Source organism: Streptomyces sp. NPDC000878, from assembly GCF_053599695.1.
Map to the genome: position 1 here is coordinate 59,373 of NZ_JBSFMT010000046.1, position 21,198 is coordinate 80,570.

The 21,198-nt window shown below is 71.3% G+C and carries 19 protein-coding genes; 11 read left to right on the plus strand and 8 right to left on the minus strand.

What is annotated here, in order from left to right:
* Positions 1-14: 14 nt before the first annotated feature.
* Positions 15-314 carry a 1,2-phenylacetyl-CoA epoxidase subunit PaaB gene (gene paaB / locus ACWDR4_RS32260; RefSeq protein ID WP_450413655.1) on the minus strand — a complete coding sequence of 100 codons (300 nt, stop codon included), beginning with the start codon at positions 312-314 and terminating at the stop codon, positions 15-17.
* A complete protein-coding gene (gene paaA / locus ACWDR4_RS32265; protein WP_450413656.1) occupies positions 311-1,309 on the minus strand; it encodes a 1,2-phenylacetyl-CoA epoxidase subunit PaaA in 999 nt (332 codons plus the stop codon). The genes paaB and paaA overlap by 4 nt, the downstream gene beginning before the upstream one ends.
* A gap of 152 nt (positions 1,310-1,461) precedes the next feature.
* Between paaA and ppk2 the strand changes: the two genes are divergently transcribed.
* Both ppk2 and ACWDR4_RS32275 read left to right on the plus strand, forming a co-directional pair.
* Positions 1,462-2,265, plus strand: a complete 804-nt coding sequence (gene ppk2 / locus ACWDR4_RS32270) for a polyphosphate kinase 2 (RefSeq protein WP_450413679.1) — start codon at positions 1,462-1,464, stop codon at positions 2,263-2,265.
* 42 nt (positions 2,266-2,307) lie between these two features.
* Positions 2,308-4,056 (plus strand): SulP family inorganic anion transporter, encoded by a 1,749-nt coding sequence (locus tag ACWDR4_RS32275; RefSeq protein WP_450413657.1) that lies wholly within the window; start codon positions 2,308-2,310, stop codon positions 4,054-4,056.
* Here the strand turns inward: ACWDR4_RS32275 and ACWDR4_RS32280 are convergent.
* Positions 4,050-4,775, minus strand: coding sequence for an SDR family NAD(P)-dependent oxidoreductase (locus tag ACWDR4_RS32280; protein WP_450413658.1), 726 nt, complete (start codon positions 4,773-4,775; stop codon positions 4,050-4,052). The genes ACWDR4_RS32275 and ACWDR4_RS32280 overlap by 7 nt on opposite strands.
* The gene (locus tag ACWDR4_RS32285) at positions 4,762-6,474 is read right to left on the minus strand and encodes an IlvD/Edd family dehydratase (RefSeq protein WP_450413659.1); all 1,713 of its coding nucleotides are present in this window, start codon (positions 6,472-6,474) and stop codon (positions 4,762-4,764) included. Before ACWDR4_RS32285 ends, ACWDR4_RS32280 begins: the two co-directional genes overlap by 14 nt.
* A 49-nt stretch (positions 6,475-6,523) precedes the next feature.
* Between ACWDR4_RS32285 and ACWDR4_RS32290 the strand changes: the two genes are divergently transcribed.
* The 3 genes from ACWDR4_RS32290 to ACWDR4_RS32300 all read left to right on the plus strand — a co-directional run bounded on the left by ACWDR4_RS32290 (position 6,524) and on the right by ACWDR4_RS32300 (position 9,315).
* The gene (locus ACWDR4_RS32290) at positions 6,524-7,354 is read left to right on the plus strand and encodes an IclR family transcriptional regulator (protein ID WP_450413660.1); all 831 of its coding nucleotides are present in this window, start codon (positions 6,524-6,526) and stop codon (positions 7,352-7,354) included.
* Between the two features lie 69 nt (positions 7,355-7,423).
* On the plus strand, positions 7,424-8,284 hold the full coding sequence (locus tag ACWDR4_RS32295) for a fumarylacetoacetate hydrolase family protein (RefSeq protein WP_450413661.1): 861 nt from the start codon (positions 7,424-7,426) through the stop codon (positions 8,282-8,284).
* Positions 8,281-9,315 (plus strand): zinc-dependent alcohol dehydrogenase, encoded by a 1,035-nt coding sequence (locus tag ACWDR4_RS32300; RefSeq protein ID WP_450413662.1) that lies wholly within the window; start codon positions 8,281-8,283, stop codon positions 9,313-9,315. The genes ACWDR4_RS32295 and ACWDR4_RS32300 overlap by 4 nt, the downstream gene beginning before the upstream one ends.
* Before the next feature lie 315 nt (positions 9,316-9,630).
* Here the strand turns inward: ACWDR4_RS32300 and ACWDR4_RS32305 are convergent, their stop codons facing one another.
* The gene (locus tag ACWDR4_RS32305) at positions 9,631-10,545 is read right to left on the minus strand and encodes a helix-turn-helix transcriptional regulator (RefSeq protein WP_450413663.1); all 915 of its coding nucleotides are present in this window, start codon (positions 10,543-10,545) and stop codon (positions 9,631-9,633) included.
* Positions 10,546-10,695: 150 nt separating this feature from the next.
* Here ACWDR4_RS32305 and ACWDR4_RS32310 point away from each other — a divergent pair, with 150 nt between their 5' ends.
* From ACWDR4_RS32310 to ACWDR4_RS32330, 5 genes are all read left to right on the plus strand, one after another.
* Positions 10,696-11,547 (plus strand): aldo/keto reductase, encoded by an 852-nt coding sequence (locus ACWDR4_RS32310; protein ID WP_450413664.1) that lies wholly within the window; start codon positions 10,696-10,698, stop codon positions 11,545-11,547.
* A 54-nt stretch (positions 11,548-11,601) separates the two neighbouring features.
* Positions 11,602-12,588 carry an aldo/keto reductase gene (locus ACWDR4_RS32315; RefSeq protein WP_450413665.1) on the plus strand — a complete coding sequence of 329 codons (987 nt, stop codon included), beginning with the start codon at positions 11,602-11,604 and terminating at the stop codon, positions 12,586-12,588.
* A 127-nt stretch (positions 12,589-12,715) separates the two neighbouring features.
* Positions 12,716-13,354 (plus strand): flavodoxin, encoded by a 639-nt coding sequence (locus ACWDR4_RS32320; protein ID WP_450413666.1) that lies wholly within the window; start codon positions 12,716-12,718, stop codon positions 13,352-13,354.
* 11 nt (positions 13,355-13,365) lie between these two features.
* Positions 13,366-13,497, plus strand: coding sequence for a hypothetical protein (locus ACWDR4_RS32325; protein ID WP_450413667.1), 132 nt, complete (start codon positions 13,366-13,368; stop codon positions 13,495-13,497).
* A gap of 131 nt (positions 13,498-13,628) precedes the next feature.
* Positions 13,629-15,167, plus strand: coding sequence for a glycoside hydrolase family 43 protein (locus ACWDR4_RS32330; RefSeq protein ID WP_450413668.1), 1,539 nt, complete (start codon positions 13,629-13,631; stop codon positions 15,165-15,167).
* Between the two features lie 281 nt (positions 15,168-15,448).
* Here ACWDR4_RS32330 and ACWDR4_RS32335 read toward each other — a convergent pair whose 3' ends face one another.
* Positions 15,449-16,846, minus strand: a complete 1,398-nt coding sequence (locus ACWDR4_RS32335; protein ID WP_450413669.1) for a DUF1254 domain-containing protein — start codon at positions 16,844-16,846, stop codon at positions 15,449-15,451.
* Between the two features lie 187 nt (positions 16,847-17,033).
* The gene (locus tag ACWDR4_RS32340) at positions 17,034-18,791 is read right to left on the minus strand and encodes a hypothetical protein (protein WP_450413670.1); all 1,758 of its coding nucleotides are present in this window, start codon (positions 18,789-18,791) and stop codon (positions 17,034-17,036) included.
* 119 nt (positions 18,792-18,910) lie between these two features.
* Here ACWDR4_RS32340 and ACWDR4_RS32345 point away from each other — a divergent pair, with 119 nt between their 5' ends.
* On the plus strand, positions 18,911-19,894 hold the full coding sequence (locus ACWDR4_RS32345) for a LacI family DNA-binding transcriptional regulator (protein WP_450413671.1): 984 nt from the start codon (positions 18,911-18,913) through the stop codon (positions 19,892-19,894).
* A 20-nt stretch (positions 19,895-19,914) separates the two neighbouring features.
* On the opposite strand, the gene ACWDR4_RS32350 is transcribed toward ACWDR4_RS32345, so the two are convergent.
* Positions 19,915-21,195 (minus strand): enolase C-terminal domain-like protein, encoded by a 1,281-nt coding sequence (locus tag ACWDR4_RS32350; protein ID WP_450413672.1) that lies wholly within the window; start codon positions 21,193-21,195, stop codon positions 19,915-19,917.
* Positions 21,196-21,198 lie beyond the last annotated feature (3 nt).

Genomic DNA, 21,198 nt, shown 5'->3' on the forward strand with positions numbered 1-21,198 from the left:
CTCCTCTCCTCGGGCTAGATGTACGGGACGTCGTCGGGGATGTCGTAGAAGGTGGGGTGGCGGTAGGCCTTGTCGGCGCTCGGCGCGAAGAACGGGTCCTTCTCGTCGCGCGAGGAGGCCGCTATGTGCTCGGAGCGCACCACCCAGATGCTCACGCCTTCGTTGCGCCGTGTGTACAGGTCCCGCGCGTGGGTGAGCGCCATCCGGTCGTCGGCGGCGTGCAGCGAGCCCACGTGGACGTGGTTCAGGCCGCGCTTGCCGCGCACGAACACCTCGTACAGGGGCCACTCGTTCGAAGACGTCCCGTCGCTCATGCCACTGCCTCCTTCGCGGCCCGCGCGTCCTGCTTGGCGGCGTGCGCGGTGGCCGCCTCGCGGACCCAGGCGCCCTCCTCGTGGGCGGTCCGGCGCCGTTCGACCCGTTCGGTGTTGCAGGGGCCGCCGCCCTTGATGACGCGCATCAGTTCGTCCCAGTCCGGGGTGCCGAAGTCGTGGTGTCCACGCTCCTCGTTCCAGCGCAGTTCCGGGTCGGGCAGGGTCACGCCGAGCTTGTCGGCCTGTGGGACGGTCATGTCGACGAAGCGCCGGCGCAGTTCGTCGTTGGTGTGCCGCTTGATCTTCCAGGCCATGGACTGCGCGGAGTTGGGCGAGGCGTCGTCGGGCGGGCCGAACATCATCAGGGAAGGCCACCACCAGCGGTCGACGGCGTCCTGGACCATCGCGCGCTGTGCCGTCGTACCGCGCATCATCGTCATCAGCAGCTCGTAGCCCTGGCGCTGGTGGAAGGACTCCTCCTTGCAGATGCGCACCATCGCGCGCGCGTACGGCCCGTACGAACTGCGGCACAGGGGCACCTGGTTGCAGATCGCCGCGCCGTCCACGAACCAGCCGATCACGCCGACGTCGGCGAAGCTCAGCGTCGGGTAGTTGAAGATCGACGAGTACTTCTGGCGGCCCTCGATGAGCCGCTCGGTGAGATCCGCGCGGTCGACGCCGAGCGTCTCGGCGGCCGAGTACAGGTACAGCCCGTGCCCGGCCTCGTCCTGGACCTTCGCGAAGAGGATGGCCTTGCGGCGCAGCGAGGGCGCACGGGTGATCCACTCGCTCTCCGGCTGCATGCCGATGATCTCCGAGTGCGCGTGCTGGGCGATCTGCCGGACCAGCGTCTTCCGGTAGCCCTCGGGCATCCAGTCGCGCGGCTCGATCCGGCGGTCCCGCGCGATCGTCGCCTCGAAGTGCTCCTCCAGCGGGTTCTCGGCAGTCTGCCCGGCGCCGCCCGCGTCCGAGGCGGCGGAGTGTGTCGTCGTCATCACTACCAGCTCCCCAACCGACCATTCGTTCGGTGTCCAGTGTGACGACTTTTCCGCGCCCGCACAAGCCACCGGGGAACGGCAACCAGGGTGCGCGGCTCGTCGTCCGTCAGTACGGTGCTGTTCTGGTGTTCGACCTTGGTGGAGGCAGCATGGCCGGCAAGAAGGCGGCGACCCTGTCGCGCAAGGTGTACGAGCCGGAGCTGCTGCGTCTGCAGACGGAACTGGTGAAGCTCCAGGAGTGGGTGCGCACCACGGGCGCCCGGCTGGTCGTGATCTTCGAGGGGCGGGACGCGGCCGGCAAGGGCGGCACCATCAAGCGGGTCGCCGAGCACCTCAACCCCCGCGTCGCCCGGACCGTGGCCCTGCCGAAGCCCACCGAGCGCCAGCGCACGCAGTGGTACTTCCAGCGGTACGTCGAGCAGTTGCCGGCGGCCGGGGAGATCGTGCTGTTCGACCGTAGTTGGTACAACCGGGCCGGTGTCGAGCACGTCATGGGCTTCTGCACGAAGGAGGAGTACCAGCTCTTCCTCCGCCAGTGCCCCCAGTTCGAGCGGATGCTGATCGAGGAGGGCATCCTGCTGCGCAAGTACTGGTTCTCGGTGAGCGACGCGGTGCAGCAGGAGCGGTTCCGTCAGCGCCTCGACGATCCGACCCGGCGCTGGAAGCTGTCGCCGATGGACCTGGAGTCGATCACCCGCTGGGAGGCGTACTCCCGGGCCAAGGACGAGATGCTGGTCCACACGGACGTCTCGGAGGCCCCCTGGTACGTCGTCGAGAGCGACGACAAACGCCGGGCCCGCCTCAACATGATCGCCCATCTGCTGAGCACGCTCCCCTACCACGAGGTCCCGCCGCCGGTGCTGAAGCTGCCGGCCCGGCCGGCGTCGACCGGTTACGTACGCCCGCCGCGCGATCTGCAGACCTACGTACCCGACCACACGGCGGGCCTCTGAGCCGGTCGGTGGATCATGAGGTCACGCGACGGAAGGAACCTCATGCCCCACCGACCGGCCGTGCACGTTCCGGGGTGGCGCCGGCTGACGCCCGGCCTGGGCACTCTCCTCGGCTACCGGCGCTCCTGGCTGCGCGGCGACCTGCTGGCCGGGGTGACGGTGGCCGCGTACCTCGTCCCGCAGGTCATGGCGTACGCGGGTGTGGCCGGGCTGCCGCCGGTCGCCGGGCTCTGGGCGATCCTGCCCGCGCTCGCCCTGTACGCCCTGTTCGGTTCCTCGCGGCTGCTGTCGGTGGGCCCGGAGTCCACGACCGCGCTGATGACGGCGACCGTGGTGGGCCCGCTCGCCGCCGGTGACCCGGCCCGGTACGCCGTCCTGACGGCCGCGCTCGCGGTCACCGTCGGGCTGCTGTGTCTGGTGGCGTGGGCGGTCCGGCTGGGCTTCGTCGCGGACCTGCTCTCCCGCCCGGTCCTGATCGGCTACCTGGCGGGCGTGGCGCTCATCATGATCGTGGACCAGCTGCCCAAGCTCACCCGGGTACGGACGACGGGCTCCGGCTTCTTCCCCCAACTGTGGTCCTTCGTACGGCATCTGACGCAGACTCATCTCCCCACGCTGCTGTTCGCCGCCGCCGCGCTCGCGTTCCTGTTCGTCTCGGCGCGCTTCCTCCGTACCGTCCCCGGCCCGCTGCTGGCCGTGGTGCTCGCCACGGGGACGGTGGCCGCCCTCGGCCTCGACGACCGGCACGGCATCAAGGTGATCGGCGACGTGCCCGCGGGCCTGCCCGGTCTCGCCGTACCGGACCTGACCGAACTCCCGCACCTGGTGCTGCCCGCTCTCGGCGTCCTGCTGGTCGGCTACACGGACTTCATCCTCACCGCACGGGCGTTCACCACCGCCGAGAGTCCCCGGCTCGACGCCAACCAGGAGCTGCTGGCCCTGGGCACGGCCAACCTGGGCGCGGGCGCGCTGCACGGCTTCCCGGTGAGCAGCAGCGCCAGCCGTACCGCGCTCGCAGCCTCGACGGGCGCCCGCAGCCAGGCGTACTCCCTCGTCGCCGCCGGGGCGGTGCTGGCCGTCCTGCTCCTCCTCAGCCCGCTGCTGACGCACACCCCGACGGCCGTGCTGGGCGCGCTCGTGGTGTACGCGGCGGTCCGCATGATCGACCTGGCGGGCTTCCGCCGGCTGGCGTCCTTCCGCCGCCGCGAACTGCTGCTGGCGCTCGGCTGCCTGGTGGGCGTTCTGGCCCTGGACATCCTGTACGGGGTGCTGGTCGCCGTCGGTCTGTCGGTGGCCGAGCTGCTGACCCGGGTGGCGCGCCCGCACGACGCGGTCCAGGGCCTGGTCCCCGGGGTGGCGGGCATGCACGACATCGCCGACTACCCCGAGGCCCGGACGATCCCCGGTCTGCTCGTCTACCGCTACGACTCGCCCCTGTTCTTCGCCAACGCGGAGAACTTCCACGCGCGTGCGCTGGCCGCCGTCGACGCCCAGGAGATCCCGGTCCGCTGGTTCGTCCTCAACGCGGAGGCCAATGTCGAGGTCGACATCACCGCCCTGGACGCGGTCGACGCCCTGCGCCTCGAACTGACCGGCCGTGGCGTCGAGTTCGCCCTGGCCCGCGTCAAGCAGGACCTGTGGCACGACCTGTCGGCGTACGGCCTGATCAAGTCGGTCGGCGCCGACCGGATCTTCCCGACCCTGCCGACCGCGGTGGCCGCGTACCGGGAGTGGAGCCGGCAGAACCGGGACGGGGACGCAGACGATGAAGACGGCGCCGGCGGTCAGTAGGTGGCGCGCCCGCCGCTGATGTCGTAGACCGCGCCGGTGGAGAAGCTGACGCGGTCGGAGGCCAGGAAGGCGACCAGTTCGGCGACCTCCTCCGGGCGGCCGGTCCGGCGCATGGGGATGAGGCCGGTGAGGCGGTCCAGTACTTCGGGGGCCGTGTTCGCGTTCATGGGCGTGGCGATGACGGCGGGCGCGACGACGTTGACCAGGACGCCGCTGGTGGCCAGCTCCTTGCCGGCCGACTTGGTCAGGGCGATCACCGCGGCCTTGGACGCGGAGTAGACCGAGAGATCGGAGTTGCCGTCCTTCCCGGCGATGCTGGCGAGGTTGACCACCCGGCCCCAGCCGCGCTCCCGCATGCCGGGGACGAAGATCCGCATGGTGTTCACGGTGCCCAGGACGTTGACGTCGAGGACGTGGCGCCATTCCTCGGTGGTGGTCTCGGTGAGCGGCTTGTTCGGGCCGACGATGCCGGCCGAGTTGACCAGGACGTCCACCGGTCCGATCTCGGCGGCGATCCGGTGCAGTGCCTCCTCGTCGGTGACGTCCGCGCGGATGTCGGCGCCGTGCGGGGCGAGGTCGAGCGTCGTCACCTTCAGGCCGTCGGCCCGCAGCCGTGCGGCGGTGGCCGCGCCGAGGCCGCTCGCGCCGCCGGTGACGAGGGCCGATCTGATGATCGTCCCGCCTCTCGCTCTCGCGGGGCTCCCGTCAGTGCGATTCACGGCTCACCTCCGAGCCGCTGGACCCGATGAGAAAGTCCAGGTCGGCGCCCGTGTCGGCCTGCTGGACGTGGTCGACGTACAGGCGTTCCCAACCGCGCCGGGGGTTGGCGAAGCCGGTGAGCGTGGCCGCGTTGGGGGTCCTGCGGGCGAGTTCGTCGGCGGGTACGTCGACGTCCAGGCGCCGGGCCTCGACGTCCAGGTCGATGACGTCACCGGTGCGGACGAGGGCGAGGGGGCCGCCTGCCGCCGCCTCGGGGGCCACGTGCAGGACGACGGTGCCGTAGGCGGTGCCGCTCATCCGGCCGTCGCAGACCCGGACCATGTCACGGACGCCCTGTTCGAGCAGTTTCTTCGGGAGCGGCATGTTGGAGACTTCGGGCATGCCCGGGTAGCCCTTGGGGCCGCAGCCGCGCAGGACGAGCACCGAGTCGGCGTCCACGTCGAGGTCCGGGTCGTCGATACGGGCGTGGAAGTCCTCGATCGAGTCGAAGACGACCGCCCGTCCCCGGTGGCGCAGCAGGTGCGGGGAGGCCGCCGCCGGTTTGACCAGCGCTCCGTCGGGGGCGAGGTTGCCGCGCAGGACCGCGATGCCGCCCTCCGCGACCAGCGGTTTCGCGCGGGTGCGGATGACCTCGGCGTCCCAGATGGGGGCGTCGTCGAGATGGTTCACCAGCGGTTCCCCGGTGACCGTGAGCGCGTCGGGATCGAGCAGGTCGCGTACCTCGCGCAGGACGGCGGACAGGCCTCCGGCGCGGTGGAAGTCCTCCATGAGGAAGCGGCCGGCCGGCTGGAGGTCCACCAGGACGGGGACGCGGGAGCCGATCCGGTCGAAGTCGTCGAGCGACAGGTCGATGCCCAGGCGTCCGGCGATGGCCAGCAGGTGCACGACGGCGTTGGTCGATCCGCCGATGGCGGCCAGGGCGACGATCGCGTTGTGGAAGGACGCCTTGGTCAGGAAGGTGCCCGGACGGCGGTCGGCGGCGACCATGTCCACCGCCAGCCTGCCGGTGCCGTGGGCGGCCTCCAGCAGCCGGCTGTCGGGCGCCGGGGTGCCGGCCACCCCCGGCACGACCGTGCCCAGCGCCTCGGCGACCAGGGCCATCGTCGAGGCGGTGCCCATGGTGTTGCAGTGCCCGCGGCTGCGGATCATCGCCGACTCGGAGCGGGTGAACTGCTCCTCGGAGAGCGTGCCGGCCCGCACCTCCTCCGACAGCCGCCACACATCGGTGCCGCAGCCCAGCGGCGTGCCCCGGAAGGTCCCGGTCAGCATCGGCCCGCCGGGGACGACGACCGCGGGCAGGTCCACCGAGGCGGCGGCCATGAGCAGCGACGGGATCGTCTTGTCGCAGCCGCCCAGCAGGACGACGCCGTCGATCGGGTTGGCCCGCAGCATCTCCTCCGTGGCCATCGCCGCCATGTTCCGCCAGAGCATGGCCGTCGGGCGGACCTGTGTCTCGCCGAGCGACACCACGGGCAGGTCCAGGGGGATGCCCCCGGCCTCGTACACACCGTTGCGGACGGAGGCCGCCACCTCGTTCAGGTGTGCGTTGCAGGGGGTGAGGTCGGAGGCGGTGTTGGCGATGGCGATCTGCGGCCGGCCGGTGAAGGCGTCGTCCGGTGTGCCCCGGCGCATCCAGGCCCGGTGGATGTAGGCGTTGCGGCCCTGCCCCTCGTACCACTGTGCGCTGCGAAGCTTCACCGGTGACCCTTTCCAATAATTGGTACAGTGGTCTATTCTTCGGAACCTCATGGAGCATAGGCAGATGTACGACGGCCCGTCAGCCCCCGTGACCGAGGAAGTCGCCGGTGGCGACGGTGACGCCGCGCGGCTCGTGGGGTCGGACCGGGTGCTCGCCGTCCTCAAGGAGCTGGCGCGGTATCCCGACGGCGTCGGTCTGGAGGAGCTGACCCGGGTGGTCGGCAGCCCCAAGCCGACCGTGCACCGGGCGCTGGGGGCCCTGCGCCGGGCCGGGCTGGCCGACCAGGGCGCGCGCGGTCGCTATGTTCTGGGCGACGAGTTCCTGCGGATGGCCTTCGCGCATCACGAGGAACGTCCCGAGCACGTCCGGATACGTCCCGTGCTCGACGCGCTGGCCGACCGGTTCGGCGAGACGGCGCACTACGCGGTCCTGGACGGCCGTGAGGTCGTCTACCGCGCCAAGGTCGACCCGCCCACCGGCGCCGTCCGGCTGACCTCGACGGTGGGCGGCCGGAACCCGGCCCACGCCACCGGCGTCGGAAAGGCGCTGCTCGCCCACCGGTTGGCGACGGTGGCGGCGGTCGAGGCGTGGATCGGCGACGCGCCCCTGATCCGCCGCACGCCTCAGACCCTGTGCACGACCGTCGACCTGTACGTCGACCTGCGGGCCACCCTCGACCGGGGCTATGCCGTGGACGACCAGGAGAACGAACCGGGCGTCAACTGCCTCGCCCTGCCCGTGTACGCGACCTCGCCGACGACCCCCTCCGGCGCCGTGAGCGTCAGCGCGCTCACGTACCGGACGCCGCTGCGGACCCTGGTCGAAGCGGTGGAGGAGATCCGGGAGCTGCTCGGCCCCTTGGCGGAGCCGCACCGATGACGAGCGACAGGCAAGCCCTCAACCACCACAACCCCCACCGCCCCGCCGGTCGAACTGGAGACTGACCCCGTGTATCTCATGCGCATCGGTGCCTCGGGCGCCGAGAAGCCCGTCGCCCGCGTCGACGACGAGACGTATGTCGACCTCTCCGACACCGTCACGGACTTCGACGAGGCGTTCTTCGGGTCGGGCGGCCTCGACCGGGTCCGTCCCGTCGTGGCCGAGCGGACGGCCGCCGGTCGGGTGGCCCGGTTCGCCGGGGAGCGGATCGGCGCCCCGATCGCCCGTCCGCACCAGATCCTTTGCATCGGGCTCAACTACCGTGACCACGCGGCCGAGAGCGGGATGGCGGTGCCGGACGAGCCGATCCTGTTCACCAAGTCGCCGAACACCCTCGTCGGCCCGAACGACGAGGTACTCATTCCGCGCGGGTCCGCCAAGACCGACTGGGAGGTGGAGCTGGGCATCGTGATCGGCCGCCGCACCAGCTACCTCGACTCGGTGGAGGAGGCCCGCGAGGCCATCGCCGGATACGTGGTCGTCAACGACGTGAGTGAGCGCGCCTTCCAACTGGAGCGGGGCGGGCAGTGGGCGAAGGGCAAGTCCGCCGAGACCTTCAATCCGGCGGGCCCCTGGCTGGCCACCGCCGACGAGATCGACGACGTCCTCGCGCTCGACATGTGGCTCGACGTCAACGGTGTCCGCCGTCAGAACGGCAGCACCAAGACCATGATCTTCGACCCGTACTTCATCGTGCACTACCTCAGCCAGTTCCTCGTCCTGGAACCCGGCGACCTGATCAACACCGGCACCCCGCCCGGCGTCGGCATGGGCTTCAAGCCGCCGGTGTGGTTGCGGCCGGGGGATGTGATGGAACTGGGCATCACCCACCTCGGCAGCCAGCGCCAGCACGTGCTCGGCCCACGGTGAACGCCCGCGGTCTCATACGCGCGTTCGTCCTGACGGCCCCCGGGAAGTACGAGGTCCAGGAGGTCCCCGCTCCGGTGGCGGCCCCCGGTGAGGTCGTCGTCGACGTGGAGCGGGTCGGCGTGTGCGGCACCGACATGGAGTTCCACACCGGCGCGATGGCCTACCTCCACCAGGGCCACTCCTCCTACCCGATGCGCCTCGGCCACGAGTGGGCGGGGCGCGTGGCGGCGGTCGGCGACGGGGTCGACCCCGAGTGGACCGGCCGCCGGGTCATGGGCGACACCATGCTCGGCTGCGGTGCGTGCCGTCGCTGTCGGCGGGGCGCTCAACACGTGTGCGAGAAACGGCAGGAGGTCGGCATCCGCGGCGGGCGGGCCGGTGCCCTCGCCGAACAACTCGCGGTGCCCGCCTCCTCGTTGCACGTCCTGCCCGACTCCGTCGACGAGGTACTGGGCGCGCTGGTCGAGCCGGGAGGCAACGCCCTGCGCGCCACCCAGGCCGCCCGACTACGGCCCGGAGACCGGGCGTTGGTCCTCGGTCCGGGCACGATCGGGCTGCTGGTCGCGATGTTCGCGCGTGCCGCCGGTGCGGAGGTCCACCTGATGGGCGCGACCGACGGTTCGCTCGCCTTCGCCCGCGAGCTGGGCTTCGAGCACACCTGGCGGGAGGACTCCGTCCCGGATCTGCCGTACGACGCGGTCGTGGACGCCTCCAACGCGGCCCATCTCCCCGACCTGGCCCTTGAGTTGGTCGAACCTGCGGGCCATGTCGTCTACATCGGCCTGTCCGGCGCACCGAGCCGCATCGACACACGCACGCTCGTCCTCAAGGACGTCACCGCGGTCGGTGTCCTGTCCGCCTCCCCCGGTCTCGACGCCACCATCCGGGCGTACGCCGAGGGTTCGGTCGATCCGAGGCCACTGGTCGCCGCGACGGTGGGCCTGGACCAGGCCGGCCCCGTCCTCGCGGGTGAACGCCCGGCGGGCGCGGGCCCTGGACCCAAGGTCCATGTCGACCCCCGCCTGAGGTGACGGGGTTCGGGGTGCGGTGACGCCGTCGACGACGTGCCGGAGGAAACCGGCCGCGATCACCGCGCGGGACACACTCCCCCGCCCCCAACGGCACACAGGACGCGGCCCGGCTCCCCGCACCGACCGCCCTCCGCTCCGCCCCCGCTGTTGCCGCCGACGGCGGTCTCACCACGAGCCTCGGGATCTGGAGTGCGGTGCTGAGCGTTCCCCGTCGGTCCGGACGACGACTTCTTCGAGCTGGGCGGCAACTCCCTGTTCGCGGGCCGAACTGCCCGCTGGTTGCGGCGACTTGGCGGGCGCCGGCCTACCCCGGGACTAGAACTTCTCGGCCCTCGTATCGGGATGCCCGGCAGCCTGCGGTGCTGTCATGTCGAGCAGGAGCATGGCGTCGTGGTCGGGGGTGCCCGGCTCGGCGGTGTAGACGCCGAGGCGTTGGCCGGGGGTGTCTTCGAGGTGCATGCTCTGGCCGCTGAGGGTGAGGACGCCGACCTGGGGGTGGTGGAACGTCTTCTGCTTCTTCTTGCGGCCGACTACGTCGTAGCGGTCCCACAGTTTGGCGAAGTCGGGGCTCTTGAGGAGGAGTTCGCCGACCAGGCTGGTGAAGTCGGGGGCGTCCGGGTCGGTACCGGCCTGGGCGCGGATCCGGGCGACGCAGCCGCGGACCTGGTTGTCCCAGTCGGGGAAGAGAGTGGGCGCGGTGGGGTGGAGGAAGAGGTAGCGGGCGAGGTTGCGCTGGGTGGCGGGCCAGTCGGCGAGGCCCGCGTACAGGGCGAGGCCGCCGGGGTTCCAGGCGAGCAGGTCCATGCTGCGGCTGACGATGTAGGCCGGGTTCGGCCGCAGCGACTCCAGGACCAGTTCGAGGTGCGGGCCCACGGTCCGGCTGGGCGGCGGCGCCGGTTCGGGGGCGTACCGGGCCGCGCGGGCGGCGAGGTCGCGCAGGTGCTGGTGCTCGGCTTCGTCGAGTTGCAGGGCGCGGGCGAGGGCGTCGAGCACGGAGGGGCTGGGGCGGGTCTCCTTGCCGCGCTCCAGACGGACGTAGTAGTCGATGCTGATCCCGGAGAGCGTGGCCAGTTCCTCGCGGCGCAGCCCGGGGGTGCGGCGCAGTCCGGTGCCCACGGTGAGGCCGACCTCGCCGGGACTGGTCTGGGTGCGACGCGCGCGCAGGAACCGGCCCAGTTCCATGTCGGCGCTCCTGCCGGTGCCGTGCCCGGTGCTCTGCTCGGATGCCATATCACCAGTGTCACACCGCGCTGACCTGCGTGGCAGCCGCGTGGGGGGCCCTGTCACACCCCTGAACGTCACTCCCTGGCACAGCCCGACCTGCCACCTGGGCCGGAATGGCGGGATGCTCGAAGAACCCGCGAAACGTAAGGACCCCCCATGCAGTACGTCATCCTCAACAACGGCGTCGAGATGCCCGTCCTCGGCTTCGGCGTCTTCCAGATCCCGGCGGAGCAGACCGAGCAGGCCGTCACCGACGCCCTCGCCGCCGGCTACCGGCTGCTGGACACGGCCGCCGCGTACCAGAACGAGGAGGCCGTCGGCCACGCCATCAAGAACAGCGGCATCCCGCGCGAGGAACTCTTCGTCACCACCAAGCTGTGGGTCCAGGACGGGCCCGCGCAGGAGAACACCAAGCGCGCCTTCGAGACGTCGCTGAACAAGCTCGGCCTGGACCACCTCGACATGTACCTGATGCACCAGCCCTTCGGCGACGTGTACGGCCAGTGGCGTGCCATGGAGGAGCTGAACCGGCAGGGCCTCGTCAGGGCGATCGGTGTCGCCAACTTCTACCCCGACCGCCTCCTCGACCTCACCCTCAACAACGAGATCACCCCCGCGGTCAACCAGATCGAGACCCACCCGTTCTTCCAGCGCACCGCCGACCAGGAACTGATGCGCGAGCACGGGGTCCAGATCCAGTCGTGGGGCGGGTTCGCCGAGGGCAAGAACGACATCTTCACCCACCCGGTCCTGAGCGGGATCGGCGAGAAGCACGGCAAGTCCGTGGCGCAGGTCGTGCTCCGCTGGCTGACCCAGCGCGAGGTCGTCGCGATCCCCAAGTCGGTCCGCGCCGAGCGCATGGCGGAGAACTTCGACATCTTCGACTTCGAGCTGACCGACGACCAGATGGCGGCCATCGCCACCCTGGACACCGGGGCGACGCTGTTCTTCGACCACCACGACCCGGCGATGGTCAGCTGGCTCAGCGCACGCCGCCTGGACGCCTGAGCCATCCGGACGGGCCCACCCGGAACGCCTTCGCACCTCATGAGGAGCAGAGCTGTGAACACCCGCACCCTCGGCAGCAGCGGACCGGAAGTCTCCGCGATCGGACTGGGCTGCATGGGGCTCAGCCACGGCTACGGCCCGGCGGTCGACGACCAGGACGGCATCGCCCTCATCCGCGCCGCCGTCGACCAGGGCGTCACCTTCTTCGACACCGCCCAGGTGTACGGCCCGTTCACCAACGAGGAACTCGTCGGGCGGGCCCTGGCACCGGTGCGCGACGACGTCGTCATCGCCACCAAGTTCGGCTTCTCGTACGACGGCACCCGGTCCACCGGCCTGGACAGCCGCCCCGAGCACATCCGGGCGACCGTGGAGGACTCCCTGCGCCGGCTGGACGTGGAGAGCATCGACCTGCTCTACCAGCACCGTGTCGACCCCGCCGTACCGATCGAAGAGGTCGCCGGGGCGGTCAAGGAACTCGTCGCGGCGGGCAAGGTCAAGCACTTCGGCCTGTCCGAGGCCGGGGTCGACGTCATCCGCCGCGCCCACGCCGTACAGCCGGTCGCGGCACTGCAGAGCGAGTACTCCCTGTGGTGGCGCGAGCCCGAGGAGCGGATCCTGCCCACGCTGCTCGAACTCGGCATCGGGTTCGTCTCCTTCAGCCCGCTGGGCAAGGGCTTCCTGACCGGTTCGATCACCAGTGCCACCTCCTTCGGCGACTCCGACCTGCGGGGCAACCTCCCCCGGTTCACCGAGGAGGCCCGCGCGGCCAACCAGACCCTCGTCGACCTGCTGGGGTCGGTCGCCGAGCGCAAGGGCACCACGACCGCGCAGATCGCGCTGGCCTGGCTGCTGGCCCAGCACCCCTGGATCGTGCCGATCCCCGGAACCACGAAGATCCACCGTCTGCGGGAGAACACCGGTGCCGTCGAAGTCGAACTCACCCCGAAGGACCTGGCGGAGATCACCGAGGCGGCCGACCGGGTCGACGTCAGCGGGGACCGCTACCCGGAGCACATGCAGCGGTGGATCAACCGCTGAACCCGTCCGCGTCCACCGGGCGACCGAGGACTACAGCGAGGCGCGCCGACGCTCCCCGCAGGGCCGGCCCGCCATGCAGGGGCGACGTGCGTTCCTTCGTGGTGCGCTGCTGGGAGGAGCCACCCTCGTGACCGGCCTCCAGATCGCCGCCTGTTCCGCGTCCGGGCCGAGCGACGGCGACGCGCGGAGCGAGGACGCGCCGACGCCCGCCGAGCGGCCCGCCTCGTCCGGCTCGTCCGGGAAGCGGGTCCTGCTCGCATACTTCTCCCGGCCGGGCGAGAACTACTTCAACGGCGGGCGCACCGATCTCAAGGTCGGCAACACGGAAGTGCTCGCGCGGATGATCGGCGAGCACATCGAGTGCGACGTGCACCGCATCGAGGCCGCCGACCCGTACCCCGACGACTACGACGCCACGGTCGCCCGCAATGTCCGCGAGCAGAACGCCGACGCCCGGCCGGCCGTCGTCGACCTCCCGTCCTCGATCGACCGTTACGACGTGGTGCTGCTGGCCAGCCCCATCTGGAACGTCCGGGCACCCATGATCATGTCGACCTTCGCCGAGCGGTACGACTTCCGGGGCAGGACGGTCCACCCGGTGACGACGCATGCGATGAGCGGACTGGGCACCACCGAGCGCGACTACGCGGCGCTCTGCCCGGGCGCGACCGTCGGGGAAGGGCTCGCGGTGCGCGGCGAGGAGGTCCGGGAGACCGACGGCGGGGTCCGGTCGTGGCTGCGGCGCATCGGCCTCCTCCAGGACTGACCACAGTGAGCATGGCCACCGAAACCTCCGAGTCCACGGCGGGTCCCGCCGCCCAGCACGCCATGGGCTCGGGCACACCCCTGACCTGGAACACGGGGCGCATCCACCACCGGTCGACACCACTTGTCGAAGCGCTTCGATGATAACGGCCTGTAGATCTGTTGACAGATAAATACCCTGCATGCCACCTTCGAAGCGCTTCAACGATCCAGGCCCCACGGCCCTACCACCACCCTCCGCACCGCCACGCCCGCTCACCTCGGAACGGACGACCATGGCATTCTTCGACAACCCCGTCATCCCCGGCTTCAGCCCGGACCCGAGCATCTGCCGGGCCGGTGACGACTACTACGTGGCGACATCAAGCTTCGAGTACGTGCCCGGCGTACCGATCTGGCACAGCCGTGACCTGGTGCACTGGCGGCTCGTCGGGCATGCGCTGGACCGGCCCTCGCAGCTGGCACTGCCCGACACGGCCCCCTCCTCCACGGGCGTGTACGCGCCCACGCTGCGCCACCACGACGGCCTGTTCTGGCTGATCACCACCGTGGTCGCCGGAGCGGGCAACGTCCTGGTGACCGCCGAGGATCCCGCCGGACCGTGGTCCGACCCGGTGCCGATCGGCGTGCCGGGCATCGATCCCGACCTCGCCTGGGAGGAGGACGGCACCTGCTGGTGCGTGTTCTCGGCCGGCGGGATCCGTGGTGTGCGTATCGACCCGAAGTCCGGGGAGTTGCTGGACGAGCCGGTGCCGATGTGGTCGGGCAGCGGGCTGCAGTATCCCGAGGGGCCGCATCTGTACCGGATCGGTGAGTGGTGGTACCTGCTGCTGTCGGAGGGCGGCACGGAACGCGGGCACGCGCTGTCGATAGCCCGCGCCCGTGCGCTGCCGGGGCCGTTCGAGCCGCACCCGGCCAACCCCGTGCTGTCGCACCGCAGTACCGGCCATCCGGTGCAGAACACCGGCCACGGCGACCTGGTCCAGGCGCACGACGGCACCTGGTGGATGGTGCTGCTGGGCACCAGGCCGCGCGGCGACACCCCGATGTACCACGGCATGGGCCGGGAGACGTTCCTGGCGCCGGTGCGGTGGGAGGACGGGTGGCCCCTGCCCGGCCCCCTGGAACTACGCGCCCAGGCACCGGAGTTGACACCTCACCCCTGGCCGCCGGAACCGGACCGGGACGACTTCGGCTCCCCCACGCTCGCTCCGCGCTGGGTCTCGCTCCGTCGGCCCGAACCGGCGGCCGTCCGACTCGACGAGCGACCGGGCCACCTGGTGCTGCACGCCCGCGCGGACAGCCTCGACACCCCTGGCGCGATCTTCGTCGGCCGACGGCAGCGCGACGCGGACTGCACCGCGCGCACGCTGATCGACGTCACGAAGGACGGCCGGGGCGGGCTCGCGGTACGGCTGGACGAGGCGCACCACTACGAGGTGGAGGCGGGCGACGGTGTGATCCGCGCGGTCGCCAGGATCGGCCCGCTGCGCCACGCCGTCGCCGAACGGGCGGTGCCCTCCGGCCCCGTGACCCTCCGGATCGATGTGACGACCTCCGACGTCCTGCCGCCCACGGTCACGACCCGGGGCACGGGGGAGGAGGCGACTCCCCCGCCCGGTCTCCGGGCCGGCGGCCCCGACACCCTCCGGCTGGGCTTCGAGACGGACAGCGGCTCCTTCGAGATCCTCGCCGAACTGGACGGCCGCTACCTCACCACCGAGGTCGCCGGCGGCTTCACGGGCCGGGTCTTCGGCATGTACGCGACGCGGGGCAGCGCGGCCTTCGACTGGTTCGAGCTGCGCTCCGCCTGACGGGTGGGACACACAAGGGGGTCAGCGCAGCCGGGCGGTCAAGCGGTAGCGGCCGGACGCCAACCGGCAGGCGTACACCCCGTCTCCGTCTCGTAGAAGCCGAGCTTGAGAAGCACGGCGACGAGACCCGTCGCGCACACGACGGCGAGCACGGACAGCGTCAGCGTCGCCGCGCGCGAGCGGTACCAGGGGCGTCCGCGAAGGCCGCGCCCGGCACATGAGGCAGACGCCGAAACGGGTTCAGCAGGTGGTGTCATGCCGACGCTTCCGCAAAGACGAGGTCAGGCAAGCGTGATCGGCGGCATTTCGTACCCGCCGTCGAGCAGCGCCGCGCCCGGCTGGTAGGTGCGCAGGACCAGGATGAAAGAACCGGTCGGCGCCGGAAGCCAGTTGGCCTGGCCTTCCGACGGCTCGTCGTTCTGGATGAGCAGTTCGAGCGAGCCGTCGGTGCCGTAGGACAGGCCCGCCGTGCGGTCGCCGATCGAGTAGCGCTGGATCGGATTCTCCACGAGGCGCCAGTCCTGGCCGTACAGGGTGAGCGACCAGAACGCGTCGACCGGCGGCAGTTCACCGGCCGCGAAGCGCAGCGCGTAGCGGTTCGCTCCGGTCAGGGCCTGACCGTCCGGGCCGTTGCGCGCGGTGAAGTACAGCGCCTCCTCGGACACGTGCGTGCCCGGGCCGTACTGGGTGATCGCGGCGCGGTACAGCGGGTCCTTGATGAAGCCGGTGATGCCGGTGGCGACCGTCCAGCCGTTGACGCCGACGGCGAAGACGTACTGGGTGATGCGTTTGTTGGCGTCGAGCGCCGCCTGGGCCAGGACGGGGACGGCGTCCGCGTTCCGCGTCGGCTTGCGGCCCGGACCGATGCCGATCTTCGCGAACCTGGCGAGCCGTGCCCGGTCGCTGGACGGCGGCGGGGCGGCCTCCAGCCCCTTGCACAGCTTGTCGAAGTAGGCGGCGCCCTGCGCGCTGAGGTCGAGGATGGGGAACTTGAGCGGATCGTCGACCTCCTCCGCCGGGACGGCACGCTCCGGATAGCAACTCAGCGGCGCCAGCGCGTACTTCGCCTGCACGGCCCGCGCGGCGGGCAGATCGGCTTCGCCCTCGACCAGGGTGCGGGTGAGGGCGAGCACCTGGGCGGTGGGCGCGGCGATGCGGGTCACACCGCGTGGCAGCCTGCCCTTCCAGCCGGGTGCGGTGAGCGCGTAGGCGCCGGCACGAGTCCCGGTGGTGCGGCGGCCGATGTAGGCGAAGGTGTTGGTGTAGACGTCCTGCAGCTGTATCGAGTAGTAGCGGTCATCGGTGTCCGGGACGATCACCACCTGCGGTTCCCTGGACAGATCCAGCCAGGCCGAGCCGAACAGCGTGTCGTTGTTCGGGCCGCCGGCCTTCGTGGCAGGCGTGGCAAGCGAGTTGGCGACGAACAGACGGTTCACCGGGACCTTCTGCTCACGCGCGGACGCGAGACAGGTCTCCATCATCACCAGCGGAAAGCCCCAGATGTACGCCTCCTGCGCCAACGCCGTCCGCTCCGTGTCGGCCGCCGACGCGGCGGGGGCCGGGCCCCCCAGGACGAGCGCCGCAGCTCCGGCGGGAGCGAGTGCCAGGAGCCGACGCCGGGTGAACGGATGCGCCACGAATGCGTGTTCCGGCAGCGAAGGGTCCGGCTGTGAATACATGGTGGCTCCTCGGACTGACCGATTCTGATCATGGATCATGCACGGCTAGGAGCCCTCGCGGGAGCCCTGTCACGAACTGTTCATACGACTGCAGGAATGCCGGACGGGCGCTAGCAGGTACGGGGTCGGGCCAGTCGGCGTTGAGGACGGGATCGCGGTACAGGGCGGACACGTTACGGACCTCCGGTCAGCGCAAAGTCAGCCGGTACGTCGTCTGCGTACGGCCGGTGATCAGGACGCGGATGCCGTCCGGGGTGAGGGAGCCGCCGAGCCAGGCGTAGCGCTCGCCCGGGTCGACGACCGGTGGCTGTCTGCCGCCTTTGCCGTTGCCGGGGCCGAAGACGATGCGGTCCTCCCCCACCGTGTACGTGGCTTCGCCGTGTACCAGCTGACAGGTGTCCTCCGAGACCCGCTCCAGACCGTCGCCGGTCAGCTCGCCCCCTGGCCGGAAGCAGAGCTCCAGGGCGAACGGCACGTCGGACCCGGTCTGGGCGAAGGACAGGTCCCAGCCGCCGCCCGGCGACTCCCGGAGCAGGATCTCCGTACGGAGTGTCCGGTGCTCCCGATCGCGGTGCGGGAAGTCCATCGCCGACCAGAAGCGGCCGTCGTCGGTGAGCGGGTAGCCGCCGTCCTGGTGCCGGTGGCCGGGCGGCAGCGGCTGGTGGTAGGCGCCGCGCACCTCGGCGTGCAGTCGCCATCCGCCCCCGTCGCGCTCCAGGCCCTCGGCGCGGAAGTGGCCGAGGGAGAAGAACCGGGGTGCCAGCCGCAGGGAGTCGAGGATCGCCGCGCCCTTGCGCATCCTGAAGAACGTCGGGTTGGTGGACAGTCCTGAGGAGATGGCCCCGACCTCGGGGAAGTCCGTACCGCCGAAGACGGTCGCGGTGTTCCGGCCGTGGCGTACGCGGACCAGCCGGCAGCTGTCGTCATGGTGCTCGAAGTCCGTGGGCAGGGTGGCGGGTTCGGGGAGCCGGCGGGCCAGTTCGGGACGGTCCAGCACCTCGGCGAGCCGGTCGCCGGCCGGGGTCTCGCCGAAGGTCTGGTCCGTGCCGCGTTCGCCCAGGAACGCGGCCACCGCGGCGAACCGGCCGTCGCCGTCGCGGATCGCCAACTCCCGGTACTGGAGCCAGAACTCGGGGAGGTGGCACAGCATGGTCTGGTCCTGCCGCCGCGAATGGACGGTCTCCACCTCGCCGTTGGGCTCGACGAGGTACAGCCCGGCGGTCAGATTGGCCCGTACGTTCGCGTAGAGATCCTCGCGTCCGTGGAGGCGGGCGATCGTCAACAGGGCCGGATTGGTGACGGCCGCGGCGTAGTTGGGGCTGCGCTCGCTGTACTCGCCACCCGGCAGCTGGTCGATGCCCTCGGCGAGCCAGGCGTCGATCCGACGGACGTAGGACGGGTCGGGCCACTGGGAGTGGACCCGGGCGAGGGCCGCGCAGACCAGCCAGCGGTGGTTCGCCGTGTGGACACCGCCGGTGGCGAGGCCTGGACCGGCCGTGCGGAGAATCCGCCCGACCGTGCTCCGCAGATGCTCGGTGGACGGGTGTGCGTCCTGGTCGAGAAGGCCCCACGCCAGGGCGAGGTCGACGACGGAGAAGGCGGTGTCCGGCGGGGAGTGGGCACCTCCCTGGTCCCACAGACCGTCCTCGAACTGCTCCTCGGCGAGGGCTTCCGCCAGTTCTTCGAGCGGCACGAGCAGCGTGCTGTCGTGGTGGTACGCCGATCCGCCGTACACGTGGACGGAGGCGAGGGTGCGCAGTGAGCGGGCGGCGGCGCGTGCCTTGCCCAGGTCGCGGAGTTGAGTGAGGTCGTCGGCGTGGCTTTTCAGGAGGTCCGTCGCGCGTGCGTCGGCGGCGCCGCCGAGAAAGGCGAGGAAGTGCTGGTCGTACCGGCTGCCGGTGGGGTCGACCGACTCGGTGCGGTGGCGGGGTTGGTCCGGGGTCATGCTTGACGCTCCTCGGTCGGTGCTGGGGGAAGCCGCTTCGGGCCACGGAGAGTGCGATCTTGATTGACGCCCGTGAGCAGGGGTGTCAACCTCGGCACGTGCAGGTGACGATTCGAGATGTGGCGAGGACGGCCGGGGTCTCCCCGTCCACCGTGTCCCGGGCGCTGTCGCCCGACGGAACGGTGAGCGAGAGCACGCGTGAGCGGGTACGGGCCGCCGCCGACCGGCTCGGCTACCAGCCCAACCGCGCGGCGCGGGGCCTGATCACCGGCCGTACGGGCCACCTGGGGGTGATCGTCCCGGATCTGCTCAACCCGTTCTTCGCGGACATCTGCAAGGGCGTGCAGGCCCGCGCCCGGGGCCTCGGCCACGCGGTGTTCATCAGCGACTCCGAGCGGGACGAGGGCCTGGAGCTGGACGCGATCCGCACCCTCGGCCCGGAGGTGGACGGCATCGTGCTGTGCGCCCCCCACCTGAGCAGCGAGGAACTGGCCGCTCTGGATCAGCTCACCATGAAGCCGATCGTGTTGCTGCACCGCAAGGAGCCCGGCTTCGCGAGCGTCACGGCGGACATGGTGGAGGGGATGACCGACGCCCTGACCCATCTGCACGCGCTCGGCCACCGCCGGATCGCCTACGTGGGAGGCCCGCGCAGCACCTGGGCGGCACAGGAGCGGGCGGCCGGGATCAAAGCGATGGAAGACTCCGGCAAGGTCGAGATCATCCACGTGGGAAGTGTGGCCCCGCACTTCGACGGCGGGATCACGGGGGCCGCCGATGTGGTCCTGGCCAGCGGGGCGAGCGCGGTGGTGGCCTTCAACGACATCGTCGCGTTCGGACTGATCAGCCGCTTCACCGCGCGCGGGGTGCGGGTACCGGACGAGATGAGCGTGGTCGGCTGCGACGACATCGCCCTGTCGGGTATGGCCGCTCCCCCGCTGACGACGGTCTCGGTGCCCAAGGCGCACGCCGCTCGGGCCGCGGTCGACCTGCTGTTCCGCATCCTGGGCACGCCCGCCGGTGAGGGGGCGGAACCGCAGCAACGGGTGCTGCCGACGCACTTGGTCGTACGGGGTTCGACAGCGGCGATCGAGCGGCGCTGAGCCGCTCCGTCCGGTCGGCGTCATGGCGTCACTCTGCGCCGGTAGCCCTTGTCGTCGCGGTGCTCACGGCCCAGGGAGAGGTACGTGGCGTGCAGCCGGTCCAGTACCGTGCGGTCGAGCCGCACGCCCAGGCCTGGGCCGTCGGGCACCCGTACCGAGCCGTCCTGGAACGACAGCGCACCGGGCAGCACGACGTCCTCCGCCGCGTTCCACGGATAGTGGGTGTCGCAGGCGTGCCCCAGGGCCGGGGTGGCCGCCGCCGCGTGGGTCATCGCGGCGAGGCTGATCCCCAGGTGGGAGTTGGAGTGCATGGACAGCCCCCAGCCGACCGCCCGGCACACGTCCCCCAGCGCGACGGACGCCCGGAGGCCGCCCCAGATGTGGTGGTCGCCCAGCACGATCCGTACGGCGTCCCGTTCCAGGGCCGGGCGTACGCCCTCCAGGGAGGTCACGCACATGTTGGTGGCGAGCGGGATCGACGTGGCGGCGGCGACGGCCGCCATGTCCTCGACCCCGGCCACCGGGTCCTCCAGGTATTCGAGGACGCCCTCCAGTTGGCGGACCGCCGCCAGCGCGGCCTTCAGGGTCCAGGCGGCGTTGGGGTCGATACGGAGCGGAAGGCCGGGGAACGCGGCCCGCAGTGCGCGGACCGCCGCGATCTCCTCGTCCGGCGGGAAGACCCCGCCCTTGAGCTTCAGCGAGCGGAAGCCGTAGTGGTCCACCATGCGCTCGGCCTGGGCGACGATGCCGTCCGGGTCCAGGGCCGCGCCCCACTCGTCGTCGCCCGAGCCCGGGTGTCCGGCCCACTTGTAGAAGAGGTAGCCGGCGTACGGCACCGCGTCCCGCACTCTGCCGCCCAGCAGGTCGACCACCGGCACGCCCGCGAGCCGACCCTGCGCGTCCAGGCAGGCGACTTCGAGCGCCGAGTACACCCGCCGCACGTCGAAGGCGGACGCGGGGACCGGCGCCGGGCCGCGCGATGAGGGCGTGCGGCCGGACCAGCGCCGCCACCCCGCGTCCGGCCCGTAGTCGGCGCCGTCCGCACAACCCGTCAGCAGCTCCCGTACGAGTCGGGCCAGCGCCCTGGTGTCGTACACGCTCATACCCCGGATCCGGGTGCCGACCAGCTCCAGCCAGTCCAACTGCCAGGCATGGCCGGTGCATTCGCCGAGACCGACGAGGTCATCGGTGACGAGCTCGATGACCGCGCGCAGGACGTGCGGCTCGTGCACCCCGTCGGCGTTGAGCAGCGGGGGGTCGCGGAAGGCGACGGGTGTGACCCGCAGTTCGCGGATGATCACCGG